The 18,510-nt window shown below is 52.4% G+C and carries 13 protein-coding genes and 1 pseudogene; 6 read left to right on the top strand and 8 right to left on the bottom strand.

Translation table 11 applies throughout. The features are described from left to right. Positions 1 to 145: 145 nt before the first annotated feature. The 4 genes and pseudogenes from ET464_RS17845 to ET464_RS17830 form a co-directional block, all read right to left on the bottom strand. Positions 146 to 1,300 carry a Ger(x)C family spore germination protein gene (locus tag ET464_RS17845; protein ID WP_165280046.1) on the bottom strand — a complete coding sequence of 385 codons (1,155 nt, stop codon included), beginning with the start codon at positions 1,298 to 1,300 and terminating at the stop codon, positions 146 to 148. Next, positions 1,293 to 2,402, bottom strand: a complete 1,110-nt coding sequence (locus ET464_RS17840) for a GerAB/ArcD/ProY family transporter (protein WP_129443279.1) — start codon at positions 2,400 to 2,402, stop codon at positions 1,293 to 1,295. Before ET464_RS17840 ends, ET464_RS17845 begins: the two co-directional genes overlap by 8 nt. Positions 2,403 to 2,408: 6 nt before the next feature. Then, positions 2,409 to 3,895: pseudogene (locus ET464_RS17835) on the bottom strand (spore germination protein). 182 nt (positions 3,896 to 4,077) lie between these two features. Beyond that, positions 4,078 to 5,961, bottom strand: a complete 1,884-nt coding sequence (locus ET464_RS17830) for an LTA synthase family protein (protein WP_129443277.1) — start codon at positions 5,959 to 5,961, stop codon at positions 4,078 to 4,080. A 327-nt stretch (positions 5,962 to 6,288) separates the two neighbouring features. Here ET464_RS17830 and acnA point away from each other — a divergent pair, with 327 nt between their 5' ends. Further along, a complete protein-coding gene (acnA, locus tag ET464_RS17825) occupies positions 6,289 to 8,997 on the top strand; it encodes an aconitate hydratase AcnA (RefSeq protein WP_129443275.1) in 2,709 nt (902 codons plus the stop codon). 409 nt (positions 8,998 to 9,406) lie between these two features. Continuing rightward, positions 9,407 to 9,643, top strand: a complete 237-nt coding sequence (locus ET464_RS17820) for a hypothetical protein (RefSeq protein WP_129443273.1) — start codon at positions 9,407 to 9,409, stop codon at positions 9,641 to 9,643. Positions 9,644 to 9,728: 85 nt separating this feature from the next. On the opposite strand, the gene ET464_RS17815 is transcribed toward ET464_RS17820, so the two are convergent. Further along, entirely contained in the window at positions 9,729 to 10,628 is a 900-nt protein-coding gene (locus ET464_RS17815; RefSeq protein ID WP_129443271.1) for a DUF72 domain-containing protein, read from the bottom strand. A gap of 247 nt (positions 10,629 to 10,875) precedes the next feature. Next, a complete protein-coding gene (locus ET464_RS17810) occupies positions 10,876 to 11,880 on the bottom strand; it encodes an ABC transporter substrate-binding protein (RefSeq protein WP_129443269.1) in 1,005 nt (334 codons plus the stop codon). A gap of 185 nt (positions 11,881 to 12,065) precedes the next feature. On the opposite strand from ET464_RS17810, the gene ET464_RS17805 reads away from it, so the two are divergent. The 3 genes from ET464_RS17805 to ET464_RS17795 are packed head-to-tail and all read left to right on the top strand — an operon-like array spanning position 12,066 to position 14,922. Then, positions 12,066 to 13,049, top strand: coding sequence for a FecCD family ABC transporter permease (locus ET464_RS17805; RefSeq protein ID WP_129443267.1), 984 nt, complete (start codon positions 12,066 to 12,068; stop codon positions 13,047 to 13,049). Further along, positions 13,046 to 14,092, top strand: coding sequence for a FecCD family ABC transporter permease (locus ET464_RS17800; protein WP_129443265.1), 1,047 nt, complete (start codon positions 13,046 to 13,048; stop codon positions 14,090 to 14,092). The genes ET464_RS17805 and ET464_RS17800 overlap by 4 nt, the downstream gene beginning before the upstream one ends. Positions 14,093 to 14,109: 17 nt before the next feature. Further along, positions 14,110 to 14,922: an ABC transporter ATP-binding protein gene (locus ET464_RS17795; protein WP_129443263.1), complete on the top strand. Its 813-nt coding sequence runs from the start codon at positions 14,110 to 14,112 to the stop codon at positions 14,920 to 14,922. 92 nt (positions 14,923 to 15,014) lie between these two features. Here ET464_RS17795 and ET464_RS17790 read toward each other — a convergent pair whose 3' ends face one another. Then, positions 15,015 to 15,506: a hypothetical protein gene (locus tag ET464_RS17790; RefSeq protein ID WP_129443261.1), complete on the bottom strand. Its 492-nt coding sequence runs from the start codon at positions 15,504 to 15,506 to the stop codon at positions 15,015 to 15,017. 212 nt (positions 15,507 to 15,718) lie between these two features. After that, the gene (locus ET464_RS17785; RefSeq protein ID WP_129443259.1) at positions 15,719 to 17,299 is read right to left on the bottom strand and encodes a bifunctional metallophosphatase/5'-nucleotidase; all 1,581 of its coding nucleotides are present in this window, start codon (positions 17,297 to 17,299) and stop codon (positions 15,719 to 15,721) included. A gap of 178 nt (positions 17,300 to 17,477) precedes the next feature. Here ET464_RS17785 and ET464_RS17780 point away from each other — a divergent pair, with 178 nt between their 5' ends. Then, the gene (locus ET464_RS17780; RefSeq protein ID WP_129443257.1) at positions 17,478 to 18,488 is read left to right on the top strand and encodes a phosphate/phosphite/phosphonate ABC transporter substrate-binding protein; all 1,011 of its coding nucleotides are present in this window, start codon (positions 17,478 to 17,480) and stop codon (positions 18,486 to 18,488) included. The last annotated feature ends 22 nt before the right edge of the window (positions 18,489 to 18,510 follow it).

The following is an 18,510-nucleotide window of genomic DNA, read 5'->3' as shown; positions in this document are numbered from 1 at the left end:
AACGCCGCCCTATAGGCCAAAAAGCATGGACGAATCGTGTAAAATTGCGGGCACGCCGTGCTTATCCCGCAGACTTCCCGGCAGCTTCACGCTGCTGCGGGCAAAATAGAAAGCGCCTCTGCTGCCCGCAGAGGCGCTTGCCGCCCTAGTTAATGTCGCTTACGTTGCTTATCGCTCCCATTGTGCCGATTTTGATCGAAACTTTCACGTCAAAATCAGCTTTGGCGAGTGCTTTTCCCCAGTCATTCTGAACCTTCTTGAATTCGTCATGCTGGTACGCCCTCGCATATAGCCCAAACCCAACCGGGTCAATTTGCTGCCGCTGAATTTTACTAAGCATTGATTCGATTTGCCCTTTCATCTGCTGCTCGACCTGTCTCTCCAAATGGTATTCCTGTGACAGCATATTATAAGGGAACAGCTCTTCCATCACATTGACAATCGCTTTAATTTTAATTTGAAAATGAAATTTATCATTCGAATACGATGATTTGATTTTGGTCTTAATGACCCCTAACGTAAAGCTCAGCCTGTCTGTCGCAAACGGCCCGGTCTTTTTTTCGCCGGGAATGGCGTACGACAGCATGAGGCCGGGCCTTCCGTTGCCCTGCAATATTTCCAGCAAGGCCGTTTCCTGGCGTCCAAGCGATGTCCGGTACAGCCCTAGATGCGACAACAGCGCGGTGCCGGTAACTTTCACCCTGCCCTCTTCCAGTTTGATTTCCGAAACGGCAGGCGTCAATGCCCGGTCAAAATATTGCCTGTGCAGTTCTTGTGCCGTCGTGCGGACCGTCTCTGCATTTTTACTTTTCGAATCAATCAGGCTGCGCAAAAAAACCGAAATCGGCGGCTGATCATCCGCTCGAAAATAGATTACATCCGATACCGGCCCTTGAACCACGATGACCCGGTCCGTTACCGTATTTCGGGGATCGCGGTAAATCACGTCCAGCATCTGAAACCAGCCCTCCGTCTCAATCAGCTTGCGCCCAATAAGCAAAACCTGATAGTTGCGCCCTTGAATGGAACCGGACACCATGGAATCCTGGTCTTTGCGGGACTGGCGCAGACTGAGAAACTCGGCATCAATCTCTTTGCTTTTTTTCTTAATATCGTGATTAAATACAGGCGTAGACAGGTAATAATGTATTTTTTGGTTTTCGTCCAAATCAAGCCCTAGAGCCAGCGGCACAGAAGCGTTCTCAAGATCCAGCTTATCGGTGCTGCATGCGCTTGTTAGAAACCCACTTAACAGAATCAGTACGATGCCGCAGCGTACCGCTGCTTTTAGGCTACTCAAGCGCATTGCCTCCTTGCAGACGTTTACGCACGGCCAGAAAGACAAGCAGTATAACGGGCAGCACAAATTCCATGACAAAGCCAAACAAGTTCAATTTCGGAAGGGTCCTCTCCGTCATAAGCATGGTTGGCCTGTAAATATACAAGCCGATAATGATGGCCGCACACATCACTGCCAGATGGCCGCGCGGCGTGCCTTTGCCAAACAGCCATGACGAGCAATACGACATCAAATAGAGGGAAGGAATCCACGACAACGAGAAAACTAGCAAATAGAAGGCAATAAACGGCACTTCCACCCGTTCAATAAATTTAAACTCCACCGTTTTCAGCACGCTGATCGAGGGATTGTCCACAGCAGTAATCATTTCTTCCGGGCTGAAATATACGAAACAGGCAATCGTAATAAACAAGTAAATAAAGCAGGAAAGCGCATTGGCCGCCACTACGCCGGCAACAGCTCTTTCTTTATTTTTCAGATGCGGATACAGAAAAAAAGGAAGCACGATGCCAAGCAGCGGAGGAACCATCTCCCTCGTCGTCTCCAGCACCGGATAAATGCCTTCCGACAATAAGGGCAGCAAATACAGCCAGTGGGCGCGCTTCAAGGTCAAAGCGTACACAAACGGGATCCACACCGACATTATTGCTACCAATTCGGCATACCGGGATATGACCTGCACACCGTGCTGCGCAATTTGAAATGCCGGCAGCAGAACAAGCAGCGCAAATATATAAATGTACATGGATGGCAATAACCACAGCTTTGTAATAAGCCCGGCCAAAACAATTCCGAAAACGGACAGCATCAGGTAATAGCACATAAACAGAAAGGCAGCCGTCTTGGCAGCAAATTTCCCCATGGAGCGGTTCAGCAGGTCAAGAATGGTACCGTCCGGCGAATGCTGCATAACTTTAATAACCGCAATGGAAATGCATGTCGAAATGAGGCAGGCAAGCACAATTGACATCCAGCCGTCTGTGCCTGCCCCTTTAGCCAAATCACGCGGCAGCTCCAAAAACGTTACACTTACTTGAAAGCCGGTCGTCAGCAGCACCAATTGCAGGGTAGATACCGGCCTTGCAAAATAATGGGCAGTCATTCTCTGTTACTCCTTCCATTCCCGGTTTCGGCCTTGCCGATCCTTCTGTTTTGGCCTTGTTCCAACGGGTCTTTTGTTCATCAGCCAGAGGGGCAGCCTGATAATTGAATCCTTCATATCGGACAAGCGGAACGGCGCTATCGGCACGCCGTAAGACATTCCCAATGTTTGCAGCGAGACGATCCTTCCAATAAGAAGCATCAGCCCGATGACCAGCCCGATAAATCCAAACCAGCTTGCAAGCACCATGACGATAAAGCGCTGCAGCCGCACGGCGGCCATCATATCCGCATTGGTCATAATAAACGAAGAAATCGCTGTAAATGCAACGACAATAACCATAATATTGCTGATCAGGCCGGCCTGCACAACAGCTTGCCCAATGACGATACCGCCCACGATACCGACGGTTTGCCCAATCGGCGCCGGCAGGCGAACGCCTGCCTCGCGCAGCATTTCCAGCGTAATTTCCATCGCGATGGCTTCCAAAAAAGGAGGAAAAGGCACTTTAGCGCGGGATTCGCCGAGCGTAAACAGCAGCTTGATCGGGATAACCTCGAAATGAAAGGAGATCACGGCAATATAAAATCCCGGCAAAAAAATAGCTGAAAAAAAAGCAAACATGCGAAGCAGGCGCAAAAAGGTCGCAATCGACCAGCGCGTGCTGTAATCGTCTACCGTCTGAAAAAACGACATAAAGCTGGCCGGCGCCACAATGACGCTTGGCGAGCGGTCGACCACAACTACGCACCGGCCCTGCAAAATTTGGGAGGCAGCCGTATCGGGCCGTTCTGTTGTCATGATTTGCGGCAGCAGTGCAAACGGCTGATCTTCAATAAGCTCGGCCAATTCCCCGTATTAATAATGGCATCTACCTCGATGGACGTTAACCGCTCTTCCATCCTGGCGACCAGATCCGAATTGGTCACGTCCTCCATATATAATAGAGATACTTTGGTTTGCCCCCGCTCGCCAATCATAAACTGTTTCATTTTAAGCTTGTCGCTGGGCAAATATCTGCGGATCATGGCAATGTTCTGCCCGCCGGTTTCAACAAAACCTTGGTGGGCGCCTTTCAGCGACGGTTCCATCGACGGGTCTTCAATCGCCCGCTGCGGCCAGCCTTTCGTATCCAGCATATACGCCTGAATTCGCCCCTCAACAAACAGCAGGCTGTAACCGGTCATTAATGTTTGCAGCAGTTCAGCCCAATCCGAACTCGTCCGAATGCTGCCGATCGCCATTAAAAAATCGCCGGTCGGGCTGCCGTCCTCGAACTGAAGCGGCTGCAGCACATCACGGTTCAGCGACATCCGGTCAGTCAAGTGTTCAAAATAAATAAGAGCAGCCTGTTCGCCCGTTTGTTTAATAACCAGCCTTCGAACGATCAGATCAGGCGTCACGGTAAAACGCTGCTGAATGCAGCGCAAAGACTCTTCCAAGCTGGCCGTTTTCTTGCCTGCTGCCTGCCCGTTGCCTGACTGCTCTATCATGGCCAGATCCTCCTCTTCCCGCTGAATGGGTATGCATGGTGAACAAGGATATTTTCCCCATTATCGTTTCCTCTATTCGGAGAAGAGGCTTCTTTGTCAAATCATTAGCAAAAAAACAGCAGGCTTGAGATAGATCGAAATACGATCCGTCTCAAGCCTGCTGTTTTGTCAGCTATAAACCTTTATTTCTTTTCATTTTTCCGGTCCGGAAGATCGGCAACATAACGGTCTGCCATGCTAACAAGCTGATGCACCCGGTTGTATTCGTCTTCCGTCACGTCTTTATTCGCCAGCTTGCCGCCGCCAAACGGATAAAGCGTACCGTCGGCAAACGATTCGCCCGGCACATACGTACCTTTGTTCGAAATAAACGAACCGGTCGGCAAATAATATCGTTCCGGCATCAGATTGCTTGTTGTATTCAGCAGATCCTGGCCAAAGTGAATTTGATTATCCAGCGAAACGCCCAGCAAATTGGATACGGTCGGGAAAATATCCGATTGCGCGCCGGTTTGCTGCACCACTTGCGGCGCAATCCCCGGAGCGGAGATAATCAGCGGAATATTCATCATATCCGGCACCTCGTAATCCCGTCCGTAAATTTCTTTCATAAGCGCTTTTTCCTTTTTATCCAGAGAATATACCGGCAAACCTTGGTGATCGCCGTAAAGGACGATGACGCTGTTATCCCACAGACCGTTTGCTTTCAGCTCGTCGATAAACTGGCCAAGCGCGTAATCGGCATAGTTCTGCGCACGGATGTAATCGCCGACAAGCGTGCCCTCGTACCGTTTCGGCAGCTGCATTTTATATTTGCGGGCCGGAATATTAAACGGATGATGGCCGGACATCGAAATAAGCTGGGCGTAAAACGGCCCGTTCTTTTGCAGATTAGCCAGCTCCGCCGACGTTTTGGCATACAGCACCTCATCGGAAGAGCCAAACGCAACCGGATCGTCTTTGCCAAAGAAATGATCGTCGTAATAAGTGCCCCATCCAAGCGCCTTATACAACTCGGCACGGTTCCAGAACTTGATATTGTTCGTATGGAACGATGCCGTCTGGTAACCCGCCTCCGTCAGCCGCTTCGGCATGCTTGGCAGCTCTTTGTTGGCATAAACTTCGGATGCTGCGCCATTTGGCGGAACGACAAGCGACGTATTCACGACATATTCGGCATCCGCCGTGTTGCCTTGTCCAACTTGCTGATAGAAGTTAGGGAAATAAAAATGCTCATGCGCCAGCTTATTCATATTTGGCGTTACTTCCTGCCCGTCGATCTTCAAATCAATCAGGAAGTTCTGGAACGCTTCAAGCTGGATAATGATCAAGTTTTTGCCTTGTTCAGCCTGCCAGTATTGCGGCGCAGCCGGCGGCGTAATTCCTTTCAGGCTGTTAATGGCGTCCTGGTTGATCGTGCTTGGATCAACATCCGCCGTTTTATCCGCAGCAAACGCGACATAAGCCTGATAGTTCAGCAGCCCCATGCCTTCCGCTTGCTTAAATTCGTTCATAATGGCGCGGTTTGGCCAAATGCAAAATGCGCATACCGCCGCCATGACGATAAACCCGGCGGCATAACCGGATGTGCGCCCGCGAACGGCCAAGCTTCTGCCCCACGCACGCAGCCTTTTGCTTGCGATTAATCCGATCACGAGTGCAACGATATCAATAAAAATAAGGAGATAATAAGGATCCATCAGCGAAATAACGCTGTTGTTCACTTCGGAAACCTGATTGACCTGCCGCAGCTCATGATAAGTGACAATGACGCCAAAATACTTGTAGTACATAATGACGGCGAAATAAATGATCGTAAAGATCAAGTCAAAAAATAAATAAGCGCCAAGTTTCTTCTTATATAAAACCATCTCTACCAAACTGAACACGACCCAGGTAGAGGCAAGTCCCGTCCCCAGCATCATCCAGATGCTTGAGCCGTCCGCCCGGAACACCACTCCCCATACAAGCGCCAGCTTCAGCAGCATAATAACCGTGAACAGAATAAATGGCCTGTCTTTCCACGTTGGCCTGCGCGATGTGTCGCTCCACTGCACATTCCGCATTTGCAATCATCTCCATTTTGATTCTGAATTATGATGGCATCCTGGTGTCTGCCCCGTTGCATTAAACTCCTTCTATTTAGAAGTCTAATAGGTTCAGTCCCGGTTGTAAATTGACTGACAATTCCACTGATGAAACAAGCGCTTTCCCGGCATATTTCCGCTTGCAAACGCTTCTTATCCCTTTACGAACAGGAATGGAAGAGGTTATAATAAATACATGAACGATTTTGGAACGAGGTTTCATACAATGAAACACTATGTGAAGCCAATCCAACATCTATTCGATTCATTATCCAATTCCTATCAACGCAAGGGGGCATTATTACAGTGGCTACGCAAAACCAGTACTCCGCCCGCACACAGCTGGAGGTCGGAGGCAAAACGTACAACTACTACAGCCTTCAAGAGCTTGAGAAACAAGGCATCAGCAACGTATCGAAGCTGCCTTTCTCCATTAAAGTGCTGCTCGAAGGCGCCGTCCGCCAATTTGACGGCCGTGCCATTACAAAAGAACATGTGAAACAGCTCGCTGAATGGGCTGAAAAACGCGAAGACAAAGAAGTTCCTTTTATTCCTTCCCGTATCGTCCTGCAGGACTTGACCGGCGTTCCGGTTGTCGTTGACCTTGCAGCGATGCGCGAGACGGTAAAAAAAGCAGGCGGAGATCCGAAAAAAATCAATCCGCTTGTACCGGTTGACCTTGTTATCGACCACTCCGTCATGGTCGATGCTTTCGGCTCGCCTGACGCGCTTGAAATCAATCAGCGCATCGAGTTTGAACGCAATGCGGAACGCTACCGCTTCTTCCGCTGGGCGCAAACGGCATTTGACAACTTCCGCGCTGTACCGCCGGATACCGGTATCGTTCACCAAGTCAATCTGGAGTACCTGGCTTCGGTTGCCGCTACGAAAGTGATCGACGGCGAAACTTACGTATTCCCGGATTCCCTTGTCGGCACCGACTCCCATACGACAATGATCAACGGTCTTGGCATCGTTGGCTGGGGCGTTGGCGGCATCGAGGCGGAAGCCGGCATGCTGGGCCAGCCGCTTTATTTTGTAACGCCTGAAGTTATCGGCTTCAAGCTGACGGGCAAGCTGGCGGAAGGCGCTACGGCGACCGACCTTGCTCTGACCGTTACCCAAATGCTCCGCAAAAGAGGCGTTGTAGGCAAATTCGTAGAGTTCTTCGGCTCCGGCCTGTCGAACATCAGCTTGCCTGACCGTGCAACGGTTGCCAACATGGCTCCGGAATACGGCGCAACGATCGGCTTCTTCCCTGTCGATTCGACTACGCTTGAATTCCTTCGCCAAACCGGCCGTACGGAAGAGCAAATCGCACTGGTCGAAGCGTATTACAAAGCACAAGGCATGTTCCGCACGGACAGCACGCCGGACCCTACCTTTACAGATGTGCTGGAGCTGGATTTGTCGACCATCGTACCAAGCCTTGCCGGCCCTAAACGCCCGCAAGACCGCATCGAGCTGACGGCCATGAAAGAAACGTGGAACACGACAGCCCGCCTGCCGATCGACAAAGGCGGCTACGGCCTGACGGACAGCAAGCTTGAACAAGAAGTTGAAGTCCGCCATAACAACGGCAAAGTAAGCCGAATGAAAGACGGCGCTGTTGTGCTTGCCGCCATTACAAGCTGCACGAACACCTCCAACCCTAGCGTTATGGTTGGCGCCGGTCTCGTTGCGCAAAAAGCCGTTGCACGCGGCCTTGTAAAGCCGGAATATGTAAAAAGCTCGCTGACGCCAGGTTCCCTGGTCGTTACGGAATATTTGAAAAAAGCAGGCCTCATGGAATCGCTTGAAGCTATCGGGTTCCACGTGGCAGGTTACGGCTGCGCGACTTGCATCGGCAACTCCGGCCCGCTTCCGGACGAAGTAAGCCAAGCGATTGCCGACAACGACATGACGGTTGCTGCCGTATTGTCCGGCAACCGTAACTTTGAAGGCCGTATCCATGCGCAAATCAAAGCCAACTATCTGGCTTCGCCGCCGCTCGTAGTCGCTTACGCGCTGGCCGGAACCGTTAATATCGACTTTGCTAAAGAGCCGATCGGCTACGATCCGCAAGGCGAACCGGTATTCCTGAAAGATATTTGGCCAACATCGCAAGAAATCAACGATGCGATCGGCGCTTCGCTGACACCGGATATGTTCCGCGCCAAATACGAAAATGTATATACGCAAAACGAACGCTGGAATGCGATCCCTGTGCCGGAAGGCGAACTGTACGAATGGGACCCGGCTTCCACTTATATCGCGAACCCGCCATTCTTCGACAAGCTCGCTGACGGCATCCGCGACGTTGAAGACATTAAAGCGGCTAGAACGCTGCTCCTGCTCGGCGATTCCGTTACGACGGACCATATCTCCCCTGCAGGCAGCATCCGTCCGGACGCTCCTGGCGGCAAATATTTGATCGAGCATGGCGTAGAGCGCAAAGACTTCAACTCTTACGGCTCCCGCCGCGGTCATCATGAAGTAATGGTACGCGGTACGTTCGCTAACATCCGTATCCGCAACCATGTTGCGCCAGGTACGGAAGGCAGCTGGTCCACTTACCTGCCAACCAACGAAGTGTTGTCCGTATACGAAACGTCGATGAAATATCAAGCTGACGGCACAAATCTGGTTGTAATCGGCGGTAAAGAATACGGCACAGGCAGCTCGCGCGACTGGGCGGCTAAAGGCACATTCCTGCTTGGCGTCAAAGCCGTTATCGCGGAAAGCTTCGAACGGATTCACCGCTCCAACCTGGTAGGCATGGGCGTGCTTCCGCTTCAATTCCTGGAAGGCCAAGGCTGGGCCGCTCTTGGGCTTACCGGCCGCGAAACGTTTGATATCGTTGGCCTGAACAACGAAGTTCAGCCTGGCGACAAAGTATCCGTTATCGCTACACGCGAAGACGGCAGCCAGCTGGAATTCAACGTTATCGTTCGCCTGGACTCCCTCGTCGATGTAGACTACTACCGCAACGGCGGCATCCTGCAAACGGTTCTTCGTCAAATGATTCAAGCGTAAGCAGCATGCCCGCTTGACCGCAAGCGGATTAATGCAAGCCCCCCGGCACTTTGAAGTGCCGGGGGCTTTTCGTTTGCAAGTTGAGCGGAATTGGGCAGCCTCCTGCGCAAACTCCGCCTCTCCCTCTGCTTTGCGGCCTTTAACCCTTTAACCCTTTAACCCGCAAACCGCCTTACGGAAATTACCACGCTAATTTTCGTTGCGTTAATCCCTAGTAATTTAGTATAGTATTAATTATCCATTACTACGCGGACCAAGCTGCTCTCTTTTTTAATCCATGCTATCGCCTTGACAGCTGCTGTATATGTTCAAATTACAATTGTCAGAATATTTATACATTTCTCACCAAAACGTTTCAAAAACCGCCATGTTGGGTATTTTAAAAAAACAGGACAGGAGGAATCAGTTTATGGATTATGTATTGAACCAGCAATTTGAAAACACTACGGTTCATTTCGACGGCACCCACTATATCGGCTGCTCGTTTACGAATTGCACGATTGTGATCACATCGCTTAACTTCAACTATGACCGGTGCACGTTCCAAGGCTCTACGTTTAAAATCAGCCCGAAAATTTCTTGGCTGCAAAATGTGTACTCGCTGCTTCCGTCTGCAGCAAAAGGGAATAGCATTTTACAGGCGTAAGCCCGTGCCTCATCCAAAATAAAAGCAGCCCCTTGCTGCCATGACTCTACCATGGCAGCAAGGGGCTGCGCTGTTTAAGGGGCTGCTAGCCACCAAACAAATCCAGCTGCTCCGCCTGCGGCTGCAACGGCATGGGCTTCGGCTCAAGCGGATCGCCGCCGTCCGGACGCCGCTGCCCAAGCATTGCCATCATCTGCTTCGCATTGTCCGCAGCATCCCCTCCGGAGTTATTGTTAAATATAACGCAAACGTCCGCGCTTTGCCGCTCTAGCTGAGCCAGCATACCCATCCATTCTTCCAGCTCGTTTGCGCTGTAGCGGTACAAATACCTGACGTCGCGCCAATTGGCCGCGCCTCCCTGGTTCCAGCCTCCCGTGTTGCGCCCGTGCAGCCGCACCAGCGTCATCGCTGTATCCGTCGCATGCAGGACGGTTGGAACCGAACCCGCTCCCGCCTGCGGCTCATCGCATACACTGTGAATCCAGCCCTCGCTTTCCATAAAAGCGAGCGTTTTGTCCCGGTATTCCGGCACAAACCAGCTTTGGTGCCGAAACTCCAGCGCGCAGGGGATGCCCTCCATGCGCCGCTTCGTGTCCCGCAGCAGCCGGACATGCTCGCGCGTACAGTCAAACCAAGGCGGGTATTGGAACAATGCCGCCTTCAGGCGTCCCGCTTCGCAGAGCGGCTCCAGCGACTCGCGGAACGCCGCAAACATCGGCGCAGGGTCCGCCGCGCGGGCTGCAGCAGCCCCGCGCTGGTGCCCGGTCATCCCTTGGAACGCTTTTACTACAAATTGAAGAGACGGCGGCGTCTCCTCCGCCCATTTGGCAAAACGCTCCTTCGGCTGAATCGCATAAAAGCTGCTGTCCACCTCTACCAGCGGGAAATGGTCCGCATAAGCTCTCAGCTTGTCCTTTGCCTTCAATTCCGGCGCATACAGCCGGTCATGGTCTCCCCAGCCCGCTAGTCCGATATGAATGGCCATATTGCTTCTCCCCCTTCCAGATCGCTGCGTTGTATCGCTTTGTTCATCCGCCGGATACTTCTTTTTAACACTATAAATTTTGTTTGCGCGCCAAGCAAGCCGGAGGAGAGGGAAAACTCTACTGGCTTCGGCTGCCCGCAGCCCCCACAGGCAGCCCGGACAGCGTACGGCGCCAAACCAATGCAAGAAGGCCCCTCTGTTCCTTCCGGAAGCAGAGGGGCCTTGCTTGTCGTTGCCTGCATCTCTATTATTTTTCCAGGCCGTAGAAGCCGTACAGCTGATCCAGCATCAGATTGGCGGACAAATAACCGCCGGATGTGTTCCAGATCGCGTCGTCCACTTTGTAAGCATGGCCGTTTTTAACCACATTCAAGTTTTTCCAAAGCGGATCGTCAAGCCATTCCTGCTCTTGCGCACTCGCTTTGCCGTCGCCCGTTTCATACGTGAAGTAGAACAAGCGGTCGGCATCCACTTCCGGAAGGCGTTCCTTCGTAATTTCATCCATAAACTGGTCTTTGGCGTTTTTCGTCATCTCATTGCGGGCAATGCCCAGCTCGTTGAAAATAACGCCCGAGAACGTATCCGTATGGTATACACGTGTTTTGCCGCCCATAAAGCGGACCACCGATACCGTTTCGTTCAGCTTGTCGCCGGCTTTCGTTTTAAAATCTGCAATGCGGTCGTCGAACGCCTTCAGCAGCTTGTCGCCTTCCTCCTGCTTGCCGGCCGCTTCCGCATACAGCTTGAAGTTCACTTTCCAGTCGCCGCGCAGCGTCTCCGCCATTACAGTCGGCGCAATCGCCTTAAGCTGATCGTATACTTTTTCCTGGCGCATTTTGTTGCCGATAATTAAATCCGGATGAAGGCCCGCGATAAGCTCGATATTGGGCTGGCTTTCCTCGCCCACTACCGTAACGCCTTCCATCTGATCTTTAATATGCGGATACCAAGGATCGCCAGTAAAGGAACGAACCGCGCCAACCGGCTTGATGCCAAGCGCCAGCAGCGCTTCGGTTCCTTCATTCGTCAACACGACAATTCTTTGAGGTGTTCCTTTAATTTCAGTCTCGCCCATCGCATGTTTAACCGTACGCACGGCCGATGCATCCGCTCCCGAATTATCGGCAGCCGGAGAAGCTGTTCCGGCCGAAACGCCGCCGTTATTGCCGCAGCCGGTAATGACAAGAACAAGCGCCAATACTAAAGCTCCCCACCATGTAAACCGGCGGGATTTGTTTGTAGTTGCTTTCATTTCATTTTCCCCCTGTATGTAATTTGAGAATGATTATCACAAGTACTCAATCACTATAATCGCATTGAATACTTGTGTCAATGGGATTCGAGAATGATTATCAAAATAATTGACAACCGTGTGGACGTCTTCTAAAATTCAGAAGGAACCTCAATTATACAGCTTTTTTAGGAGAATCGAATGATATGCGAAGCGCTGGTTTCATTTTATCGCTGCTTGCTTTAGGCGGCATTGTGTTGTGCAGCATTGCTTTTGGCGTAACGGACATCCCGTTTCGGATCGTCTGGCATGCGCTATTCCATAATGATGGAAGCAATAACGACCTGATTATCCGTACGGCCAGAATGCCTCGCGCGTTTATTGCGGCGGCGGTTGGCGCAAGCCTGGCTGTCGCGGGAGCCGTCATGCAAGTCATTACACGCAACCCGATTGCTTCGCCAAGCACGCTTGGCGTCAATTCGGGCGCCGCATTTTTTATTGTCATTGCAACCGGCTGGTTTGGGCTTGCAAGCCTGCAAGGCGCAACCTGGGTTGCGCTCGCCGGCGCAGCCGTCAGCGGAGGCATCGTCTTTTTCCTCGGCAGCATCGGCCGGGACGGCATGACGCCGGTTAAAATTACGCTCGCCGGTGCGGCTATGACTGCGTTCTTCAGTTCTCTTACGCAAGGCTTTATGTTAGCCGACGGAAAAATGTTCGACCAGGTGCTGGTATGGCTTGTCGGCTCCGTTGCCGGACGGGAGATGGACCAGCTCATTACTGTACTGCCGTATATGAGCGTTGGCCTTGTCATCGCGCTGCTGCTGGCGCGCCATTTGAACGTATTGGCCATGGGAGACGACGTGGCGCAAGGGCTTGGCCAGCAAACGGCCCATATTAAGCTGTTTGCCGCTGCCGCTATCATTTTGCTTGGCGGATCATCTGTTGCCGCCGCAGGGCCGATTGCTTTCGTGGGCATCATCGTGCCGCATATCGTCCGGTATATGGTCGGCAAAGATTACCGGTGGATTGTGCCGTACAGCGCTGTTTACGGCGCGCTGCTGCTTGTTGCAGCGGATCTTGGCTCCCGGTATATCGCCATGCCGAAGGAAGTGCCGGTGGGCGTTATGACGGCCGTTATCGGCGTACCGTTTTTTGTCTATATCGCTAGGAAAGGCAGACAAGAATCATGAGCAAATACCAGTCCTTGCGTTCATCTCGCGGAAAATATTCGTTTTTAGTGGAGAAACGCGCCGTTAAAGCAACTTTGCTGCTCCTTCTCCTGTGCGCCGCTGCGATGGTTGTTTCTACAGGAATCGGCAGCCAGTTCGTATCGCCCATCGAAGTCATTAAAGCGCTGTTCGGCCACGCAGATCCGACGAACCAGATTATTGTAACGAAACTGCGTCTGCCCCGTGTAGTGACGGCAGTCCTTGTCGGCGCATCGTTGGCCGTTGCCGGCGCCGTCCTGCAAGGCATTATCCGGAACCCGCTCGCATCGCCGGATGTGACCGGCATTACGGAAGGCGCTTCGCTGGGTACGGTGCTGTTTATCTTTATATTTGGAGGCTCGCTTTCGATTGTCTGGATGCCGGTCGCTGCCATGATCGGCGCATTTGCCATTACGGGGCTGCTGTACATCTTGGCGTGGAAGCGCGGCATCTCGCCGCTGCGGCTTGTATTGATCGGCATTGGCGTATCCGCCGCCGCCAAATCGATATCCTATATGTTTATCATCGGCGGTCCTATGCAGCTGGCTCAACGTTCGCTGACGTTTATGACCGGCTCCATATACGGCGTATCCTGGCAGCATGACGTACGGATGCTGCTGCCGTGGCTAATTGTATTATTGCCGGCCACTTGGCTGCAGGCGCGCCATATGAACATTCAGATGCTCGGTGACGACGTCGCCCAAAGCGCCGGATCCCGGGTGCAGATGCACCGCCTTATTCTGCTAGTATTAAGCGTCGCACTCGCCGGAGCAGCGGTTTCGATCGGCGGCGCCATTGCGTTTATCGGGCTGATGGCGCCGCATATGGCGCGCAGGCTGGTCGGCTCCTCGTTCGGCAGCATCGTGCCGGTCAGTGCATTGCTTGGCGCTATTATATTGCTATTAGCGGATCTCGCAGCGCGTACGCTGTTCCTGCCGAGGGATATTCCGGCAGGCGTGCTTACAGCGGCAATCGGGGCACCGTTTTTCCTATTTCAGCTATACCGTAACCGGAACCGATTTTAAGAACGGGAGGAAACTGCATGAGTACATTAGAGGCGGCCGGCCTTGGTTTGTCATACGGGGGAGACTACATCTTCGAGAATTTGAACCTGGCTGTGCCGCAAGGCAAAATTACAGTGCTGATCGGCAGCAATGGCTGCGGCAAGTCGACACTTCTTCGTTCTATGGCCAGGCTGCTGAAGCCGCAACAAGGTTCCGTCGTTCTGGACGGCGCCGAAATCAGCACAATGCAAACAAAGGAAGTAGCGCGCAAGCTGGCGATTTTGCCGCAAGGCCCGGCCGCTCCGGAAGGGCTGACTGTGCTGCAGCTGGTGAAACAAGGGCGGTACCCTTACCAAAGCTGGCTGAAGCAATGGTCGCAGGAAGACGAGCAGGCGGTTCTCTCCGCTTTGCTGGCAACCGGAATGGACGAGCTGAAGGAACGCGAGGTCGATTCACTGTCCGGCGGGCAGCGCCAGCGGGCGTGGATTGCTATGACGCTGGCACAGGAGACGCCAATTATTTTGCTGGATGAGCCAACCACCTATTTGGATCTGACCCATCAGATCGAAGTGCTGGACTTGCTCTACGATTTGAACCGGAAAGAACAGCGGACCATTGTAATGGTGCTGCATGATATTAATTTGGCTTGCCGTTATGCCGATCATATCGTCGCAATCCGCAAAGGCAAAATCGAAGCGGAAGGCAAACCGGAACATATTATTAACGCCGGACTGATGGCGAATGTTTTTCAGCTGGAATGCGAAATCATTCCCGATCCCTTATTCGGCACACCGCTGTGCGTGCCGCGCGGCAAGGGGCGGATTATCGCTCCTGCTGCCGTTCCCGTATAAAACCGCCCCAATTCAATAAGGCGCATTCTCTCCCTGTCCGTCCGGACTGCCGCAGAGAATGCGCCTTTGCCTTTGCTTATACGCGCTGACGGTTATTCGTAGTAGACCAGCCTCGCTGTCGAGCCGACCGGAATAAGCTCTTCGGTATAGCGCTCCAGCTTCTGCTTATCTTGATCCGTAATGACCGAATGACCGTATACATGAATATGCACCAGTCCGGTCGCGGGATCGTACCGGTCGAACGCCACCCCGATGCCGGGATGCAAGCTGCCTAACAGGGCAAATATCCGTTCCTGATTCAGTTCTCCCTGCAGCGCGGCCTGCCTCAGATCATCCGGAACTGCCGGTTCCGGACCACATTCTTTGGGCACATCCTCATACGGCTTGACGCCAAAGCGGATGTACGAAGACAATCCGCCGGAAGCATATCGCCGCAGTGCAGCCGCATCCGTCTCCAGAAGCCTCAGGTCGTTATCCCAAGCGTAAATCGTGCCTTGATGCTTGCCGCTTGTGCGCACACGCACATATCTGAAATGAGGAAACCGTGCCTTTACCGTCTGCTCCAGCCATAAACGGGTTCCCATACCGCATCCTCCATTCTTTCCTTCTCCTTAAAATGGTAACGCTTACAATATTATATCGCGGTATGGGTAATTGTATGCAGCATTCGATGAAACCGGCGTTTGTTGGTGTAGCCGGCATAAGTAATGCTCTACATTGTACTAGCCCCCGTGCTCGCGGCGGGGGCTAGCATTCCTTTATAGAGAGCCATGCAGATGCAGCCGGCAATTTGAGCCTAATCGGTTACAACCCGCCAATTTCGAATGCGGCTGGCCGCAATTGTTCCCTTCCTGCGGATATATTCGGCGGCAAGCGCCGCCACATCATCCGCTCCTTCGCGGACAACCGGCTTGCCGCGGTACATCTCGTAATCTCCGCCCCCGGCTGAACGGTAGTTGCTCATCACCACATCAAAATACTGGTCCGGACGAAGCGGTTCGCCGTTTCGCTCCAGCTTGGCCACCCGCTTGCCGACCGGTCTCGACACGTTCAGCACATAGTCGATGCCGGCCCACATGTCGTAGTTGTAATGCTGCGGCTTCGGCTCCAAATATGCGCGGCTGACGATTACGTTTCCGTCTTCATCTAGATCAAAATAAGCGGCCGTCTGCTCCAGCGCAAGCCGGATATCTTCACCGCTTAACCGCAGGACGGTCAGCGTATTTGGATATATAAAGTTGGACAATACGTCGCGCATCGTAATGTCGGTCCCAAAACCCGGCGAATCTTCGCTGAGCAGCGCGGCATTCGACAGCTCCGCGCCGGTTGCCTCCAGCTGCACCTCATGGATAAATTGAATAAACGGATGGGCTTCAAGCCGGCATTCCATCGCGCTGCTGATCGACAAGTCACCGGCCGCGCTGCCAATCGGCTCGTCCAGCCATTGCTGTGTAGCCGCCTCCAGCGCATCGGTTAAAGCCAACACTTCCTGATCCGGCAGTCTGCCGGCGTCCGGCAGCAGCAGTTCGGCCTGCTTGCGGACGATAACGAAGCGTCCGTCTTTCCGCTCGAGCGCCACTTCCACTTTGGCAGCCGCCTGCCCGCCGCTTCCGGGCTGGACGATCGTTACCCCGTTTATTTCGCCGGTCAGCATCCGGTGCTGATGGCCGGTAATGAGCACATCAATGCCTTCTACCTCGCAGCAAATGGCATATCCTTGATTCTCGCCGGTTTGCCGCTCCGTTTCCTCCCCTGTCTGCAAATCCCGCTCAAATCCGCCGTGATAGCTGACGATAAGCACATCCGGCTGCTCTTCCCGCCGCATGCGGGATACCCATTCCTTGGCCGTCTCCAGCGCATCCCGGAATTCAAGACCGGCAATATGCTTCGGATTTTCCCAATTGGGAATGTAATGCGTCGTAAGCCCCAGCAGCGCAATTTTTGCCCCGCCCGCTTCTTTCACCCTATACGGCTTGCCAAAAGCCGGCGCTCCTGTCGAACGGTCCACAATGTTGGCGGCCAGCCACGGAAAACGGGAGCCGTCTACAGCCTGCTTTAAAAAATCCAGTCCGTAGTTGAACTCATGATTGCCGATGACCGCCGCATCATACCCAAGCTTGTTCAATACCGCTATAAAAGGATGCGTGCCGCCGCGCCGGTCCATTGCCGCATAAGAAGCTAAAGGCGCTCCCTGCAGCAAGTCTCCGTTATCAATCAGAAGCAGATCCGGGCTTGCTTCTTTTTCTTGGCGGATATAGGCCGCCAGCATGGCAAGCCCGCTGGCGCGCTGTTCATTTGTCCGGTAGTCTATGCCCCGCAAATGACCGTGTACATCACTTGTCGCTATTATTTTACATAAAACAACATCTTTCTCCATTATCCTCGTTCCTCCCCGAACACCAGTGATCCATTAGTACCATTGTACCAAACCGATGTAACATATTATGTAATATAAAAATATTTACAATAAATTAATACCCACTTTACCTGATTCTAATAAAATATTACTATATTAACCAGGTAACGATAAATAGATATATTTGGAGGGAATCAGGTTGAAAAAATTGAGTGCTCTTGCTTTACCGCTTGTTTTGGCTGTTGTATTGCTGCTTAGCGCATGCGGCAATAACAACAACTCCGCTTCGAACAAAAACGGGAACAGCAGCCCGTCGCCTACAGCTTCGGCAAGTGCTGATGCGGCAACGCCATCGCCGTCCGCTGAGCCTGCCAAGTCGGAAGGTTATGTTCCAAAGGAGCTGACCGTTCAGTTCGTGCCTTCGCAAAACGCCGACACGCTTGAAGCAAAAGCAAAACCGCTCGAAAAACTTCTGGGGGATAAGCTGGGCATTCCGGTAAAAGTAAGCGTATCGACAGACTACAACACGATTATTGAAGCCATGGCCTCGAAAAAAGTCGACGTTGGCTTCCTGCCTCCTACAGCTTACGTACTGGCGAAAGACAAAGGCGCAGCAAACATTATTTTGCAAGCTACCCGTTTTGGCGTAGACGACGCTACCGGCCAGCCTACCCAAGAACTGGTGGACTCCTACAAATCGATGATTATCGTCAAAAAAGATTCCCCGATCCAATCGATCGCCGATTTGAAAGGCAAAAAAATGGGCTACCAAAACGTAACGTCTTCCGCAGGTTATGTATGGCCGGCAGGCTTGCTGCTTGACAATGGCCTCGACCCGCTGAAAGATGTTCAGCCGGTAACGCTGAAAGGCCATGACCAAGCGGTTATCGCCGTGCTGAACGGCGACGTTGACGCTGCTGCGATTTTCCAAGATGCGCGCACGACCGTACAAAAGGACTATCCGACCGTATTTGACGACACCCGCGTATTGGCATTTACAGAGCCAATCCCGAACGACACCATTGCCGTACGTACCGACATGAACGCAGACTGGGCTGCTAAAATCCAACAAGCGTTTATCGACATCGGCAATGATCCGGACGGCCACCAAATTATTTTCGACATCTATTCGCACCAAGGTTATGTGAAATCCGATGACAGCAAGTTTGACATTGTCCGCAAATACGGGGAAAAAGTAAAAACCGAATAGCCTATCCCGTAGCGGTCTTATT

It is taken from the genome of Paenibacillus protaetiae (assembly GCF_004135365.1).
GTDB lineage: Bacteria > Bacillota > Bacilli > Paenibacillales > Paenibacillaceae > Paenibacillus_AP > Paenibacillus_AP protaetiae.
This window is presented reverse-complemented; position numbering and strand designations above follow the sequence as displayed.

What these genes read in the sequence shown, in the direction of transcription:
- ET464_RS17830 (WP_129443277.1), bottom strand. Translation starts at nt 5,961, where the DNA reads ATGCGGAATGTGCAGTGGAGCGACACATCGCGCAGGCCAACGTGGAAA.
- ET464_RS17810 (WP_129443269.1), bottom strand. Translation starts at nt 11,880, where the DNA reads ATGAAAGCAACTACAAACAAATCCCGCCGGTTTACATGGTGGGGAGCT.
- ET464_RS17840 (WP_129443279.1), bottom strand. Translation starts at nt 2,402, where the DNA reads ATGACTGCCCATTATTTTGCAAGGCCGGTATCTACCCTGCAATTGGTG.
- ET464_RS17820 (WP_129443273.1), top strand. Translation starts at nt 9,407, where the DNA reads ATGGATTATGTATTGAACCAGCAATTTGAAAACACTACGGTTCATTTC.
- ET464_RS17815 (WP_129443271.1), bottom strand. Translation starts at nt 10,628, where the DNA reads ATGGCCATTCATATCGGACTAGCGGGCTGGGGAGACCATGACCGGCTG.
- ET464_RS17795 (WP_129443263.1), top strand. Translation starts at nt 14,110, where the DNA reads ATGAGTACATTAGAGGCGGCCGGCCTTGGTTTGTCATACGGGGGAGAC.
- ET464_RS17805 (WP_129443267.1), top strand. Translation starts at nt 12,066, where the DNA reads ATGCGAAGCGCTGGTTTCATTTTATCGCTGCTTGCTTTAGGCGGCATT.
- ET464_RS17785 (WP_129443259.1), bottom strand. Translation starts at nt 17,299, where the DNA reads ATGGAGAAAGATGTTGTTTTATGTAAAATAATAGCGACAAGTGATGTA.
- ET464_RS17790 (WP_129443261.1), bottom strand. Translation starts at nt 15,506, where the DNA reads ATGGGAACCCGTTTATGGCTGGAGCAGACGGTAAAGGCACGGTTTCCT.
- ET464_RS17800 (WP_129443265.1), top strand. Translation starts at nt 13,046, where the DNA reads ATGAGCAAATACCAGTCCTTGCGTTCATCTCGCGGAAAATATTCGTTT.